Source organism: Trichocoleus sp. DQ-A2 (genome assembly GCF_039961915.1).
Taxonomy (GTDB): Bacteria; Cyanobacteriota; Cyanobacteriia; order Cyanobacteriales; family FACHB-T130; genus FACHB-T130.
Window position 1 is genome coordinate 36980 of sequence record NZ_JAMPKD010000026.1, and the last position, 14741, is coordinate 51720.

Annotated in this window: 10 protein-coding genes; 5 read left to right on the forward strand and 5 right to left on the reverse strand. The window is 48.0% G+C overall.

Annotated features, from left to right (window positions below):
- Positions 1-46: 46 nt before the first annotated feature.
- Positions 47-2938 (reverse strand): PAS domain-containing protein, encoded by a 2892-nt coding sequence (locus tag NC997_RS22090; protein ID WP_190524992.1) that lies wholly within the window; start codon positions 2936-2938, stop codon positions 47-49.
- Positions 2939-3567: 629 nt separating this feature from the next.
- Positions 3568-5751 carry a PAS domain S-box protein gene (locus NC997_RS22095; RefSeq protein ID WP_190524994.1) on the reverse strand — a complete coding sequence of 728 codons (2184 nt, stop codon included), beginning with the start codon at positions 5749-5751 and terminating at the stop codon, positions 3568-3570.
- A 748-nt stretch (positions 5752-6499) separates the two neighbouring features.
- Here NC997_RS22095 and NC997_RS22100 point away from each other — a divergent pair.
- The 3 genes from NC997_RS22100 to NC997_RS22110 all read left to right on the forward strand — a co-directional run bounded on the left by NC997_RS22100 (position 6500) and on the right by NC997_RS22110 (position 9753).
- The gene (locus NC997_RS22100) at positions 6500-7222 is read left to right on the forward strand and encodes a response regulator transcription factor (RefSeq protein WP_190524996.1); all 723 of its coding nucleotides are present in this window, start codon (positions 6500-6502) and stop codon (positions 7220-7222) included.
- A gap of 349 nt (positions 7223-7571) precedes the next feature.
- Complete coding sequence (locus NC997_RS22105) at positions 7572-9320, forward strand: SpoIIE family protein phosphatase (protein ID WP_190524998.1); 1749 nt, start codon at positions 7572-7574, stop codon at positions 9318-9320.
- Positions 9321-9324: 4 nt separating this feature from the next.
- Positions 9325-9753: an anti-sigma regulatory factor gene (locus NC997_RS22110; protein WP_190413607.1), complete on the forward strand. Its 429-nt coding sequence runs from the start codon at positions 9325-9327 to the stop codon at positions 9751-9753.
- Between the two features lie 320 nt (positions 9754-10073).
- Here the strand turns inward: NC997_RS22110 and NC997_RS22115 are convergent, their stop codons facing one another.
- Positions 10074-10508 (reverse strand): ketosteroid isomerase family protein, encoded by a 435-nt coding sequence (locus NC997_RS22115; RefSeq protein ID WP_190524999.1) that lies wholly within the window; start codon positions 10506-10508, stop codon positions 10074-10076.
- Between the two features lie 167 nt (positions 10509-10675).
- On the opposite strand from NC997_RS22115, the gene queG reads away from it, so the two are divergent.
- A complete protein-coding gene (gene queG / locus NC997_RS22120) occupies positions 10676-11689 on the forward strand; it encodes a tRNA epoxyqueuosine(34) reductase QueG (RefSeq protein ID WP_190525001.1) in 1014 nt (337 codons plus the stop codon).
- A 66-nt stretch (positions 11690-11755) separates the two neighbouring features.
- Complete coding sequence (locus NC997_RS22125; RefSeq protein ID WP_190413601.1) at positions 11756-12406, forward strand: HAD-IA family hydrolase; 651 nt, start codon at positions 11756-11758, stop codon at positions 12404-12406.
- A 72-nt stretch (positions 12407-12478) separates the two neighbouring features.
- Here the strand turns inward: NC997_RS22125 and NC997_RS22130 are convergent, their stop codons facing one another.
- On the reverse strand, positions 12479-13120 hold the full coding sequence (locus tag NC997_RS22130; RefSeq protein WP_190525003.1) for a restriction endonuclease subunit R: 642 nt from the start codon (positions 13118-13120) through the stop codon (positions 12479-12481).
- A 176-nt stretch (positions 13121-13296) separates the two neighbouring features.
- The gene (locus tag NC997_RS22135) at positions 13297-14640 is read right to left on the reverse strand and encodes an ATP-binding cassette domain-containing protein (RefSeq protein WP_190413596.1); all 1344 of its coding nucleotides are present in this window, start codon (positions 14638-14640) and stop codon (positions 13297-13299) included.
- Positions 14641-14741 lie beyond the last annotated feature (101 nt).

Consider the following 14741-nt stretch of genomic DNA (forward strand, 5'->3'; position numbering starts at 1 on the left):
TTGATTATTATTTTTTTATTCATTTTTTTATTAGTGATATCCATATCTAGACAAAAAGCGAATTGTTACTACTGGGTTGTTTGGGCCAGGTAAAGTAGAAAGTTGACCCTTGATTGACTTGAGATTCTAGGCGAATGGTTCCTCCTTTGTTTTCGATGATTTTCTTAACGATGGCGAGTCCCACGCCGGTGTTTTCTACCTTATCTCGTGCCTCCAGAGTTTGAAACATGACAAAAATTTTTTCATGATATTCAGGAGCGATCCCACACCCATCATCTGCCACGGCAAATTCATAGAATGTTTCTTTATCTTGTACTGATATAGTCGCGCTTCCATCCAACCGAGGGTGGTGTTTGAAGCAATTGCTGAGCAGATTTGCAAACACTTGTTCTAAGGGCAAGCGCTCGGTGTGGAAGGTAGGCATTCCGGGCTGGATGGTGATAGCGAACGTGGGTGGAGGTGCAAGCGTGTTGATAACTTCTGCCAGTAAGGTGTCAACGTCCACAATATCTACAAAGGTCTTGACCCGCCCCACACGAGAATACTGCAAAAGACCGTTGATTAGAGCTTCCATCCGATGAACGCGCCCCCGCAGTAGATTCATATTCTCCTGGGTTTCCGGATTTAGAAAGTCGAGTAGGTCTTCTTCAATCCAAGTGGAGAGGTTAGCGATCGCTCTCAGAGGTGCTTTGAGATCGTGGGAAACAATATAAGCGAAGTGGTCGAGTTCGGCGTTGCGTTTTTCTAAAGCGGCGTTAGTTTTAGTGAGGATGTTACTCAGACGGGCTAATTCCGCCGCGCGATCGCGCAAAGCTTCTTCGGCAAATTTTCGCTCAGTAATGTCAATACACGAGCCAATATAACCCGCAAAACTTCCATCCGCCAAAAATCGTGGCGTTCCGGTATCTAAAACCCAGCGATACTGCCCATCTGCCCGCAACAGACGGTACTCCATTTGGAAATTTTTTTGGACATGAGAAGCCGCCCGATAAGTATCCAAACAGCGCGGCAAATCCTCTGGATGCACGCCTTCTGCCCAACCTTTGTCGAGTTCTTCCTCCAAGGTTCGCCCTCGGAAGCTCAGCCAACGCTGATTGAAGAAATGACATCGCCCATCCCGATCTGCCACCCATAACAAGACGGGGGCACTATCTGCCATCGTGCGGAAGCGTTCTTCGCTCTCCCGCAATGCCGCCTCCGTTCGCTGACGCTCTGCGAGTTCTTGTTGCAGCGTTTTAAACAGACCCGCGTTGTCAACAGCTAAAGCGGCGCGACGGGCAAGTTCGCAGGCAAAGGTCAGGTCAGCCTGACCGTAGCGACGACCCGACTCGGCTGAGGTAAAGGTAATTGCCCCCAAGGTGCGTCCGCGAGCTACCAGGGGCACCACCATTGCCGATGTAAAGCCTATCTGTCTCAAGATTTCTAGGTGTTCGGGATCGCGAGCCGCCTCTACCAGGAGGGAGTCGGGAATCTCCGCGTATAACTCCGCCTGACCCGTGCGTAAAACGTTGGGGAGACCATAAGCTTCATCGGGATCGGGCGGGTAGCGCTCCTGCAATTGGTAAGCCCAATCGACCTTCGATGGGTCTTGATGGACAACTGCCAGTCGGCGAATTGTTTGATTTTCGTCGAGCATATCGATAGAACACCAGTCAGCTAGCTGGGGAACTGCTAGATGAGCCAGGGTTTCTAAGGTAGTTTGATAGTCAAGGGAGCTAGTCAGGAGGGTCGTCGCTTCACCCAAAAAGTGCTGTTGTTCGTTAATTCGCTGGCGTAGCGTAGCGTGCCGATGGCTTTCGCTGATGTCCGTACCCACCCCAATCGTGCGTATCGCCTTGCCGGTTTCGTCGCACAAAACCTGACCTTTTCCAGAGATCCAGTGGATGCTACTGTCAGGCCAAACGATGCGAAATTCAAGCTCAAAATCAGTCTTCTGCTCGACTGACTGAGCGATCGCCTTTTTCAAGGAATCCCGATCCTCTGGATGCACGACTTCTAGGAAGGCGGCAAACGTACCGGCAAAAGTTCCGGGAAGTAAACCGTGCATGCGTTCTAGAGTCTCTGACCACGTCAGCTCCCCGGTGAGGATATTCCAGTCCCAGATCCCCATCCGTCCTGCGTCCAGGGACAATCGCAGTCGCTCCTCGCTCGTATGTAGCGCTGCTTGCGTTTGCTGCCGACTGGTAACATCCAGAACCAGAGATAACACTGACATCAAGCGACCCGATTCATCTAGCAAAGCAGAGTTGTACCACTCGCAGTAGACAATCGAGCCATCTTTTGTATAGTTACGGTTTTGGGACACGCTGCGCCCTTCGCTGCCTTTGAGCAACCGTCCGATCTCATCATTGACTGCTGCTACATCTTCAGGGTAGATAAATTGCCATTCCTGAGGATGTTTACCCGTTACTTCGGCGCTTCCCCATCCGAAGAGCGCTTCAGCTTCCCGCGACCACCTCGCCACTCGAAAGTTGCTGTCCCACTCGATGAGCGCTAAGGGTGAGTTTTCTAGATGGAAATTGAGTTTGTGCAGTTCATCTCCCGATGCCGTTGGAGTTGGCTGTAAGAAGCCGCGATCGCTGAGCATTTCCTCCCAGGAGCGATCGCGGCTTCGGTCTGGCGTTTTTAGAGACATCTGAGGATAATTGCTAACAGCACTACTCAGCCTCGTTTCCAAAACGGAATTTTCGCTTGGGCTTCCCGCCTCTGAGTACTTTTTTACATTGGCGAAAGCCGCTAAAACAGCGCTCCACAGACCGAGTTTCGTGCCACCGTACCAGATGCCCACCAATATGGCAGCAAAAAGTATTAGAAAAGGAGTTTCTTTTCCACCAGTTAGAATGTTTAGAATCAGTTTAATTAGCAGTGCTAGTGTCACCGCTAATAGAGCGATACCGTAACGCATTACCTGGAAGCCTACCCCTGGCAAAAGTTTCATCCTTCTAAACACAAATTGCCATAAAACCACTTTCTCAGGCATCAACCACTAGGAAGGTAATCGATTGCCTAGGGTTTTCCGCTGTGTTTAGTCGGATTGCATCCAGTATTATAGAACTCGCTCCAGAAAGTCCGCGCAATTGAGTTGGAGTGGCGATCGCGTGTCTTCGGAGCGAGGCATTAGCCTCGCGCTGGCTTGTCAATTCGCGCCAGAGTTTTTGTAGTTGCTTTTTAGTAGAATCAACCCTGACGTAGCATCAGCCATAGGGACGATTATAGAGATTCGGCATCTACAATTTGCACCGTTACTCTATCGAATCTAAATTAAGGAATCCTTACTAAAGGCTTGAATTTAAAAAAAAGTTTAAGTTTTAACGAAAGTAAAAAAGTAAGTTTTAGTACCAATCGAAGATTTAAAACTCGCATTAGATGCAGACCAAAAGTTTTTGAATTGGTACTTTTGTACGCCTAAGCAAGGATGGTTTTGTTTATCGCGGTTCTCTCTTGAGTGCAAGAAGGAACCTCACCCCCAGCCCCTCGACCTTCACGGAGAGGGGAGAAGATTGAACGCCTCTGGGATGTTTAGACGCGCTTTCAACCGCCAGCTTAAGACGGGTGCCTGAGATGAGTTTAGGTACTCAGAACCGATTTCGACCAGGTAAAGCGAAAGGTTGCTCCTTTGCCTGCTTGAGATTCTACCCAGATGGTTCCTCCTTGGGTTTCAACAATTTTTTTGACCAGGGTTAGACCGATGCCCGTGTTTTCGACGATATCGCGAGCTTGTAAAGTCTCAAAGATGGCAAAAACTTTCTCGTGATATTCGGAGGCAATTCCTGGCCCGTTATCTGCCACGGCAAACTCATAAAAGTTGCTTTGGTCTTGAACCGATATTGTCACTTGTCCCTCTGCTTGGGAGTTGTGTTTAATCGCGTTGCTAATCAGATTGGCAAACACCTGTTGTAGGGGCAAGCGTTCGGTGCGTAGGGTAGGCATTCCAGGGCTTACGACAATGGTAAAAGCCGGTGGCGGTGCGAGGGTGTCAATGACCTCTGCGAGAAGTTTTTCCACATCCACCCATTCCACAGACGCCTTGATTCGTCCTACGCGGGAATATTGAAGGACACCATTGATTAGCGCTTCCATACGATGGACGCGCGATCGCATTAAGTCTAAATTGTGCCTAGTTTCTTCAGTCAGGTGGTCGGAGATGTCTTCTTCAATCCAAGTGGAGAGATTAGCGATCGCTCTGAGCGGTGCTTTGAGGTCGTGGGAGACAATATAGGCAAACTGATCGAGTTCTTGGTTGCGTTTCTCTAGAGCAATATTGGTTTGGGCAAGGATGGCGCTTAAGCGGGCTAATTCCCCTGCACGCGATCGCAAATCTTCTTCTGCTTGTTTGCGTTCGGTGATGTCGCTGTTGATTTCCAGGGTCGCTAAGGGTTCGCCCTCATCGTCTGTCTGCAATGTCCATCGGCTAGAAACCCGAATCTGCGTACCATCGCGCTTGGTGTCGAGCAGTTCACCTTTCCAGTAACCGTCGTGAAGAAACATTTCGTCGATTTCTTCGATATTAGGGGGAAATTCGGTTCTCAAGAGTTCGTGGGCGTATTGACCGAGGGCTTCTTTCTTTGTCCAACCGTACAGCCGTTCTGCCCCCAGATTCCAATAAGTAATCCGATCGTCGCGATCGCGCACTAAAATCGCGTCATTTGCCAGATCCAGCAATGTCGCTTGTTTTCGCAGCATTTCCTCAGCTTGCTGGCGATCCGTAATGTCCCGCATAATCCCAATCAGCAAGCGCTGATTGTAAGAATGTATCTCGCTAAACGCTAACTCCATTGGAAACGTGGTGCCATTCTTGCGGCGTCCTACCGTTTCTTGCAGTTGCCGCATTTTGACTGGGTTGTTGCCCACAAAGTGGTTGAGCGCCTGGATGCTATCACCGCTGAAGGGCTGCGCCACCAAGAGTTTCAGGTTTTTGCCAATCGCTTCGGCGGGTTCGTACCCAAACATCAAGGTAGCAGCTTGATTAAAAGACTCAATATGACCTTGATCGTTGATAGTGATAATCCCATCTACCACATTGTCTAAAATGGCACGGATGCGAATGTTACTTTCGCGCAAACCCGTTTGTTGTCCTGCCAGTTCCCGGTCGAGCTGATCGAACAGATACACCGCTGCTAGCGATCCCAGAAGACCGAGTGTTGCTGTGGCGCTGAGTACGCCAATGGTAATTCGCTGCTGATGCTTTAAGTCTCGGCTGCGCTGGTCAAGCAAACGAGCTTCCTCGGCGGAGAACAGGGCAATTTGCCGACGAATGGCATCCATCGTGGTTTTGGCTTGAGGCTCCAATCGGAAACTGCCAGCATTTCCCTGCTTGACGACTTTTATCCGAGCCACATTCTGGTTCATTATGCTGACTTTTTGCCGTACCAGCGTTTGAAGCTGCTGGACTCGTTGCAGCTGTTGCGGCTTATCTTTGACGGAATTATCCAGTTCTTTGAGGAATTGAGGAATGCTTGCGATCGCTGCGTTATAAGGTTCCAGATATTCCGGGCGATAAGTTAAGGCATAACCCCGAACCCCTGTCTCGGCATCCACTATCGCTGTGAGCAAGCGATTGGCTTGTAATAGCACCTTCTGCGTTTTGTCAACATAATTTTGCGCCGTTGCAGTACTGCGTTGCAGCCCAGCAAATACCACCACCGACGTTAAAAGACACATGATCGGGATGGCGATGATCAAGGCACCCCGCCGACGCACGGGAAGATCGGACCAAAGAAGGTGTAGGTATTGAGTTCCAGAAGGAGCCATTGCAAGCTTTGACTTTTAGCTTAAGCTTTTAGCTTAACGAACTTGGGTGCTGTCCCAGTGAAAGTGTAGATTGTGGCTGATAACGAATGGGTGGCTACTGATGAAGAAAGCGATCGCCTAACTTTTCCAAGCCCAAAGCCGACGCAATCTGGTTCTGTAACAGGTACAGTCCTGGGATCGGGGTGTAACTGAACAAGCTGTCTATGTCCGCTGCTTCGACTCTGGGCGGTTTGGCAAAGAGATTCCTTTAAAGAATTCTCCAGCCCGGATGATTCTCATGCTGCCAACCCGGTATACTCATACCAGCGGTAGTTGAACTCTGGGCTGCTCGTGCTGCCATTGGCAAGTAAAAATCTGAGATTCTGCTGTCTGCCACGTCTGCTGATGTTGAGCAAGGCATTTTCCCAGTTCAGCCACCTGACTCAACCAGAAAAACCGAATTGTGCGCTCCAGCAGAAAGGTAAAATCCAGATGGTTAGTGCTTTGTTGCAGTTATCGATTGTACACTCGTACTAAAATTGACCAATTGCCAAACTGTCCCTTTTAAAAAACTGCTGCGCTCAAGCTTTGGTTTATGGTTAAGTTTGCCATGTGCCCGCCAGTAAAAATATCACCTCAAACAGATGAGGAGGGTATAAATTACTAATACTAGAACACGCAAAGAATGGCAGTAGATTGACGACTGCAAACTCTTTAGGAAATCTTTATTTTTAGAAAGTCCATAGAATTGCAAAGTGTGGAAGAGAAGATGAGTCAAATTCGCGTCGCTTTAATTGAAGACCACGACCTGACTAGGGTCGGCATCCGGACAGCGCTGCAACAGCGCGGGGAAATTGAATTTGTGGGTGAAGCCGCTAATGCCACTGAAGGTCTGAAATTACTGGAAACGACCAAGCCAGATGTGGCGATTGTCGATATTGGCCTGCCCGATATGGACGGAATTGAATTGACGAGGACGTTTAGGGAATGGCAGGCGGCTTCGGAAGATGGGGGTCATACCAAGATACTGGTGTTGACTTTACAGGATGACGAAGAAGCGGTATTGGCGGCATTTGCAGCCGGTGCAGATTCCTACTGCATGAAAAATATTAGTTTTGATAAGTTGCTCGAAGCGTTGCAAGTGACGCACGAAGGCAACGGCTGGATTGACCCAGCAATCGCCCGGATTGTCTTGCAGCAGACTCGATCGAGTCAGACAGGACTGGATCAAGCTGCTATATCCAAAACGGTGATTATCAATGCCACTGAACCGGAATACAGCCAGCTAATTGAAGCTTATCCGCTGACGGAACGGGAATTAGAAGTTTTGCAACTGATTGTTGAAGGATGCAGCAATGCAGCGATCGCGGAAAAGCTCTACATCACTGTCGGAACTGTCAAAACCCACGTCCGGAATATTTTGAACAAGCTGTGTGCCGATGACCGCACCCAAGCGGCGGTGCGTGCTCTACGCTCTGGCTTAGTCGGATAAATACCTTTGCCTGTGGAGAATCGGGCGCTCGGTATGAGTTGACTTCTGCTTGGCTTGACATCGGTGAACCTTCTGTAGCTGCCACAACCTGGCAGCTATGCTCGCCTCTATATCCTGGCAGCGGTATTTAACCCGTAGTCAGTTGGTCGAGTAACAAACCTTAGTCAATGGGCGTCTCAGAATGCCCTCAAAGCTGTTATTCTATCGAATCATCAATCAGCAGCATCACAAGAAATTAAAAGCGAGAACCGGATTTTGCTCCGGGAAGGCGATATGAAGGCAAGGGATGAGCGGTGAAAATCCCCTCAAGCTGTCGATGATCTAATTAAGCGGGAAGCGGAGTGTGCCGATGAGTCAGGCAGAAGGGAGCAAACTCAAACTGATGGTGGTTGATGATGAGCATGACAACCTAGATTTACTTTATCGGACATTTCGGCGAGATTTTCGCGTCTTCAAAGCCGACAGTGCCTTCAGCGCCATTCAAGTTTTGGACACGGAAGGGGAAATGGCTGTGATTATTTCTGACCAGCGCATGCCCCAAATGAATGGAACCGAATTTTTAAGTAAAACAGTTGAGCGCTTTCCCGATACCATTCGGATTCTCCTAACCGGCTACACGGATGTCGAAGATTTAGTCGATGCGATTAACTCCGGTCAGGTGTTCAAGTACATCACCAAACCCTGGAACCCGGAGAACCTAAAAGCAGTAGTTCAACAAGCCGCGGAAACTTACCGCGTGCTGAAGCAAAGGACGAACGAACTACGCCGCGCCTTGCGCCGAGAAGAACTCTTGAATGCGGTGACAACGGCAATTCGGGAGTCGCTAGATTACCAGAGTATGCTGCAAACCGTTGCCAATACCATTGGGCAAGCTTTTGAGGCGAGTTATTGCGTTCTGCGACCCGTAGAGAGCGATCGCTTGACCAGCGAAATTTTTTTCTATCCAACTCCAAATGAGCCGAGCGAGGATACAGAAACCCCAGTACCGGAACGCGACTCAGACTCCTTACTACAAGCAGCCCTGGAAAGTCGCAAGATCCAACTTGCCCAAGGCGATCAAGAGGGAAGGCGTTCCACTCAGTTAGGAGTGCCGCTGATCTTCCAGCAGCAGGTGTTAGCGGTTCTCTGCCTCTATCAAGAAAATAGCGATCGCCTCTGGGCACCCGACGAAGTTCAGCTGATAGAAGGCGTCGCCGAACAAGCCGCTTTGGCGCTTTCTCAGGCGAAACTCTACCAGCGCACGCAGCAGCAGGCTCAGCAAATGCGTGCCGAACTAGAAGTCGCTCGTCAAATTCAAAATAACCTCCTCCGCCAAAGTTGGCCTGAAGTAGAAGGGATGCAGGTGCAAGCCTGCTGCGTCGCCGCTAGAGAAGTCGGGGGTGATTTTTTTGAAGTGTACGTCCATCCCCAAGGGGATGTTTGGCTGGCAGTGGGAGATGTCTCTGGGAAAGGCGTCCCAGCCGCTCTATTTATGGCAAGTGCAATTTCTATTCTGCGTCGGGAACTCGCTCAGGAAATTTCTCCGGAGCCAGATGTCGTCATGCGGAATCTTAACAGCATTATGTCCAACGATCTCGTCAGCACCAACTGCTTTATCACGATGGTGCTGGCTCGTTATACCCCAGCCACTCAAGAGCTGGTATATGCCAACGCCGGTCACATCTATCCCTTAGTCTGGTCTAATCGGGAAGTCGTGCAACAAAGAGCGGCACCTACTTCAGACTCGGCACTGGAACCAAATTTTCTCAAGACTCGCGGTATCCCTTTGGGAATTTTACCCATCTGGAAAGCCAAGCAGGGACAACTGACGTTAAATTCAGGTGAAATTCTGCTACTGACGAGTGACGGGATTACCGAGGCGACTGTCACCCAAGAAAGTAGCCTTCGACATACTGCTTCGGAGATCGCGCCGACGGCAGAAGTTACCACTGGCAGCTTTGAAGGTACGAGTAGTATGCTGACACAAGATGGGCTTTGGAAACTTGTATGCCTTGAGCCAGTACCTTTCGATTTGAATAACTTACTCGCGCGGATTCGAGAACACACCAATAACGTTCAGGAAGACGACCAAACTATACTCTCTCTGGAGGTTCTTTAAGTACATGAAAACGGAGCTGCACATACCAAGTGATTTGAAGTTTTTAACAATTGTTGAAAGCTGGCTACTGGGATGTTTGGAAGTCGAACTGACCGACTCGGTGGATTGGCCTCGTCAATCGAATCGCTTGCGATTGGCTTTGGTGGAAGCATACTCGAATGTGGTGCGTCATGCTCATAAGGAGCAACCAAATTTGCCCGTGCTAATTCGCCTAGAACTAAAAAATCGGGATATTGCTCTCGAAATTTGGGATCACGGTCAGGGATTTGACTTATCAACTTATCTCCCGCCCACCCCGAATGATAAACAGGAAAGCGGCTATGGGTGGCTGATTATGAATAGGTTAATGGATCGAGTAGAGTATCGCTTACAAGTAAACGGTCGTAACTGTTTGAAGTTAGAAGCGAGTTTGCCAGAAGCGACAAAAGCATAGCATCGTGGGATTGATGGTTTTTTATGCCATCAGGGTGCCCAAAAAATAGACAAAATTAGGAACCAAAGAGAGCTTTTAACCGGGTATTTTCTGACCTCATGAGCTGGATAGCCTGAGGTTTTTTAATAGGAACCAGCACATCGATCTAGGCGAGCCGGGTCAATGGAGTGGCATCGCCTCTTTTTGTTAAAAAAAGTAAAGCGAATAGCGATCGTTTTACAGGAAATCTATAAGTTTCACAAAGAAGAGTTGACTTATAAAATGACTCGATCCCAGGTTTAGCCTGGGATCGAGGTAAAAATCCTTATCTAAGCGCGTAATCAACGGCGTAAGTTCAGTAACTCTTGGGGAGATGCTAATAGTTTGATCCGGGTAAAAATAATTTGACGCTGTGGATTGAGGATAAATATCCAGGAGACATTGACGCCAAAAACGGGAGTTTGTACCTTACCACCAACCTGAATCTGCGTGTTGCCGTCTTCTAGGGTTTCGGAAATTCCTTCACGGGGGGAGAGAGTCATGCCCTTGGCTTCTGCTTGCAGGTAAGATGCGATCGCATCAGGTCCCACAATCGGCGACTCAAATGGGGGATTCATTTCCCCATCCTCTGCAAATAAAGCAGCAGTTGCCTCAAAGTCGCCTGCATTCATCGTTTCAAAATAGCGCAGCATGACAGGCTCTGTTATTCCTGCAATTGTCAGCTCGGTGGTGGATTCAGATTTGGAAGTTAAAACTAGATCGTCAGCTGGTGTCATGGCATTTCCTACAAACCACACCGATCAGTATTAAACAAAACAGCAGGTTCGCACCTGCGCTTCTGGAGGGATTGTTCAGAACTTTCCTGCTTTTGCATCTGTGTTGCTGCGGTTTCAACCGCTAGGTGCAAAACCGAAATCCGAGAAACTATAATGATTCGAGTCAGATGCGATCGCCATCAAACCTTGTGAAAGTACCCATCAGTAGTCGCGAAGTGAAGCAAAAAGCCTTTGAGTTGGGATTCCACAAGGCAGGAATCGCGGCTGTAGATGGGGCAGAAGTGAAAGTACAGCGGTTGCAGGCATGGCTGGCACAAGGCTATCAGGCGGACATGGAATGGATGGCGAATCCTAAGCGGCAAGATATCCATCTAGTCATGCCAGAAGTACGATCGCTGATTTGTGTTACCCTCAACTATTACACGCCTCACCAGCGTCCCGAAGGTAAGGAATACGCCAAAATCTCCCGCTATGGCTGGGGACGGGATTATCACAAGATCCTGCATAAAAAGCTGAAAGCACTCACCGCTTGGCTGCAAGAGCAGGGCGAGGGCATCTCTGCGCGTTACTATGCTGATACTGGCCCCGTGCAAGATAAAGTTTGGGCACAGCAAGCTGGAATTGGCTGGATTGCCAAGAATGGAAATTTGATTACGCGCGAGTATGGTTCTTGGGTATTTTTAGGGGAAGTCTTGACCAACCTCGACTTAACGCCTGACTTGCCCCATACTGAACACTGTGGCACTTGCACTCGTTGTATAGATGCTTGTCCCACGGGTGCAATTACCCAGCCCTTTGTTGTAGACGCCAATCGGTGCATCGCTTACCACACAATTGAGAATCGGGCAGAAAAATTACCAGATGCGCTAAGCGAAGCGATGCCGTTAGCAAAGCGGAACAAAGCGTCAGCGACTGCATCTCCTCTGCAAGGCTGGGTTGCAGGTTGCGATATCTGCCAAGATGTTTGTCCGTGGAATCAGCGTTTTGCTCAGCCTACGGATGTTGAAGAGTTTCAGCCGTATTCTGGAAATGTAGCTCCCCTTCTAACCGAATTAGCGGAAATTTCCGATGAAGAGTGGGATCGTCGGTTTCCCGCCTCAGCGCTGCGGCGGATAAAACCGGAGATGTTGCGGCGTAATGCTAGGGCAAATTTGGAAGCAAAAGCATCACCCGACGCCTGAAATCGGACGAACAAGTAGGCACTACACTTGACAAAATTTATCCCAAGTTGAGATATACCCAAAACAATGACCGTAAAAGTCATAATCTTTGATTTCGATGGCACAATCGCTGATAGCCTTGATGCCGTCGTGAATATTACTAATCGTTTAGCCGTAGAATTCGGGCATCAGCCAGTCAGTCTAGAAGATATCGAAAAGATTAAAAATTTAAGTTCTAGCCAAATTATTAAATTTTCTGGGGTTTCTATCTTTAAGTTACCCTTTCTACTGAGGAAAGTTAGAACAAGATTACATAATCAGGTTCAAGATTTAAAACCTTTTCCAGGTATTAAAGAAACTTTTACAGAGTTGAAAAATCTGGGGTACCGATTAGGGATTATAACATCTAATTCCAAGGAAAATGTTTCGATTTTTTTGAAGCAGAATGATTTTATAGACTTATTTGATTTTATTTATTCAGCCCCAACGATTTTTGGAAAACACAAAGTAATTAATAGTTTTTCTAAAAAACAAGATATGCAAATTAATGAGATGGTTTATGTTGGAGATGAAACAAGAGATATCGAAGCGGCAAGAAAGAGCCGGATAAAAGTAATTTCAGTTAGTTGGGGTTTTAATTCAAAAGAAGTTTTAGCTAAACATCACCCAGATTTTTTGATTGACAAACCTAGCGAACTATTAGAAGTGATAGGAAGCTTACAAAAACAGCCAGTGTAAAGATGGAAGCCGCTTTCTAAAGTTAATTGAAAGAATACGCGATCGTGCTGCCATAGCTCAGATAACTACTGACTAGCCTATGACTTTACAGATAGCTTTGAGAACTTGTAGTAATTGGGTTAAACGTTCAGAATCAATCAAGTTCAACTCTGGCATTAGCAGATAAGTCGGGGGATTTCCCCGCTGAATATACACTAATTGATATCGCAGCCCGTTTGTCGTTAGTCCCCAAACGGATGTTTGATGTTCTAAACTTTTATGGGCATAGGTAAGGAGTTGAGGAAGACCCGTGAAAGCTTCAACCTGACTGTTTTTAGCTTCAATGACCAAAACCCAAAAAGATACGTTAGCTGTTGTCTGGTGAGTTTTCTTGACGGCTAAAATATCCAACCGTCCTGTAATGATGGTGTCTTCATCTGTGATATTGATATCTGCGATACCCTCTTCCAAGCTAATGTGGATAGGGTAGCGGTAAAAGCCAGCTAATCGCAGTAACGGAGCAACGCTAAGAAGCTTTACCTGTCCTTCCAGCACTTTTCCTGCTGTTAAATAGTGGCGAAAGTCATCCCAAATTTGTAATAGTTCTTGCTGTTCAAACTCTGTTAGAGGTTCTAAAGATAACAACGGTGTGAAAGAACCATTGTACTGCTCCTGAAAGTTTAAAAGACGATGAACATCATCTAGAGATAAATTGCGGGCGTTGAGAGTTGTCATGGGGTTATGTGAATTTTGGATTTTGGATTGAATGAGTTCGGTTGTTAGGGGTAAAAATTATTTTCTGAGTTTATGCCTATAGCGGGGGAAGATGCTCTTTTGGTAAGTGGTAGATGAGCGAATAGTACCCAACAGCTTATTGTCGAAAAAAGTCTTGCTAAATCGCAAAAATCCAACTAACGCGAGGGAATTGCGATGCCAGTCTGTGGATCGAAGAAATGAATTTTCTCTGGCATCAGCGATAACCACAAGCGATCGCCAATTCGCACCGCTTTGTCTGGTGGAATGCGTACCTGTAAGGGATATGCGATCGCTGACTCTAGGAGAGTGGCAGATAAATAAGTTTCGTTGCCTAGTGCTTCCACCAAATCTACTCGCACCTGGAGATTTTTGGGGGCAGGAACGCCAACGATCAAGTGTTCGGGACGGATGCCTAAAGTCAGGGATTGCCCATCGTATTTTTGCAGTGCTGACGCCCAAACATCGGGGAGAGTGAGCCGAAATTGAGAATGGGTAATGAGGAGAGGTGCTTTCACTTGCACCGGCAAAAAGTTCATCGGTGGCGAACCAATGAATTCGGCGACAAAACGGTTGGCTGGCTGGTTGTAAAGTTCCAACGGTGCAGCGATTTGCTGGATTTTTCCGTGATTCATCACCGCGATGCGATCGCCCATTGTCATCGCTTCTGTTTGGTCGTGAGTAACGTAAATGGTTGTCGTGCCAAGCTGTCGCTGCAATTTAACAATTTGGGCGCGAGTTTCTGCCCGAAGTTTGGCATCTAAGTTTGAGAGGGGTTCATCCATCAAAAATACTTGAGGATTGCGAGCGATCGCTCGTCCCAATGCGACTCGCTGCTTTTGCCCCCCCGATAGTTGTTTTGGCAACCTGTTTAGGAGCGGCTCAATTTGCAACAATTGAGCCACTGTCCGCACCTGCTCGTTAATCGCTTTCTCGCGTTCGGGTATGTAGCGAAGATGCTTGGGAAGCGATCGCGTCATTTCCACCAACAGATTTTCCGCCCAGATGGGCAAAGAGGACTGTGGACTGAGTGAAGCATTCCCCTCCTCTGCGCCCCCATTTTCCTGCTTCCCCGCGCCTTTGTGCCCCGTGCGCCGCAGTCCAAAGGCAATGTTGTCATACACCGTCATGTGGGGATAGAGGGCATAATTTTGAAACACCATTGCGATGTCTCGTTCCTTTGGCGGCAAATCGTTCACGAGAGTGTCCCCCACCCGGATATTGCCCCCCGTTAATTCTTCCAGTCCCGCAATCAGCCGCAACAGGGTACTTTTGCCACAGCCTGAAGGGCCTACCAACACCATAAACTCGCCATCTTGCACCGTCAGGTTAATCCGTCGCAAGACATTTGTTGCTCCAGACGGAGACGAAGGTTTGTCATCTACAACCAGCGACCCCTCATCGACTGGCGTCAGCAGAGGTTCAGGAGCGATCGCTGCGACGACTTCCCCTTGACGACCGGAAAAGCTTTTGTAAACGTTTTCTATAACAACTTGTGCCACGGCTATTAATACCCACTACTGAATCTATTTTCAATCACTTACTCGCAGCACAGAACTCTTAGGAAAATCGGAGAACCAAAGCAGTAGGGAATCTTGTGGCG

Excerpts from the sequence above, each read along its gene's own strand:
- NC997_RS22090 (WP_190524992.1), bottom strand. The coding sequence starts at position 2,938 with ATGAAACTTTTGCCAGGGGTAGGCTTCCAGGTAATGCGTTACGGTATC.
- NC997_RS22095 (WP_190524994.1), bottom strand. The coding sequence starts at position 5,751 with ATGGCTCCTTCTGGAACTCAATACCTACACCTTCTTTGGTCCGATCTT.
- NC997_RS22100 (WP_190524996.1), top strand. The coding sequence starts at position 6,500 with ATGAGTCAAATTCGCGTCGCTTTAATTGAAGACCACGACCTGACTAGG.
- NC997_RS22105 (WP_190524998.1), top strand. The coding sequence starts at position 7,572 with ATGAGTCAGGCAGAAGGGAGCAAACTCAAACTGATGGTGGTTGATGAT.
- NC997_RS22110 (WP_190413607.1), top strand. The coding sequence starts at position 9,325 with ATGAAAACGGAGCTGCACATACCAAGTGATTTGAAGTTTTTAACAATT.
- NC997_RS22115 (WP_190524999.1), bottom strand. The coding sequence starts at position 10,508 with ATGACACCAGCTGACGATCTAGTTTTAACTTCCAAATCTGAATCCACC.
- queG (WP_190525001.1), top strand. The coding sequence starts at position 10,676 with ATGCGATCGCCATCAAACCTTGTGAAAGTACCCATCAGTAGTCGCGAA.
- NC997_RS22125 (WP_190413601.1), top strand. The coding sequence starts at position 11,756 with ATGACCGTAAAAGTCATAATCTTTGATTTCGATGGCACAATCGCTGAT.
- NC997_RS22130 (WP_190525003.1), bottom strand. The coding sequence starts at position 13,120 with ATGACAACTCTCAACGCCCGCAATTTATCTCTAGATGATGTTCATCGT.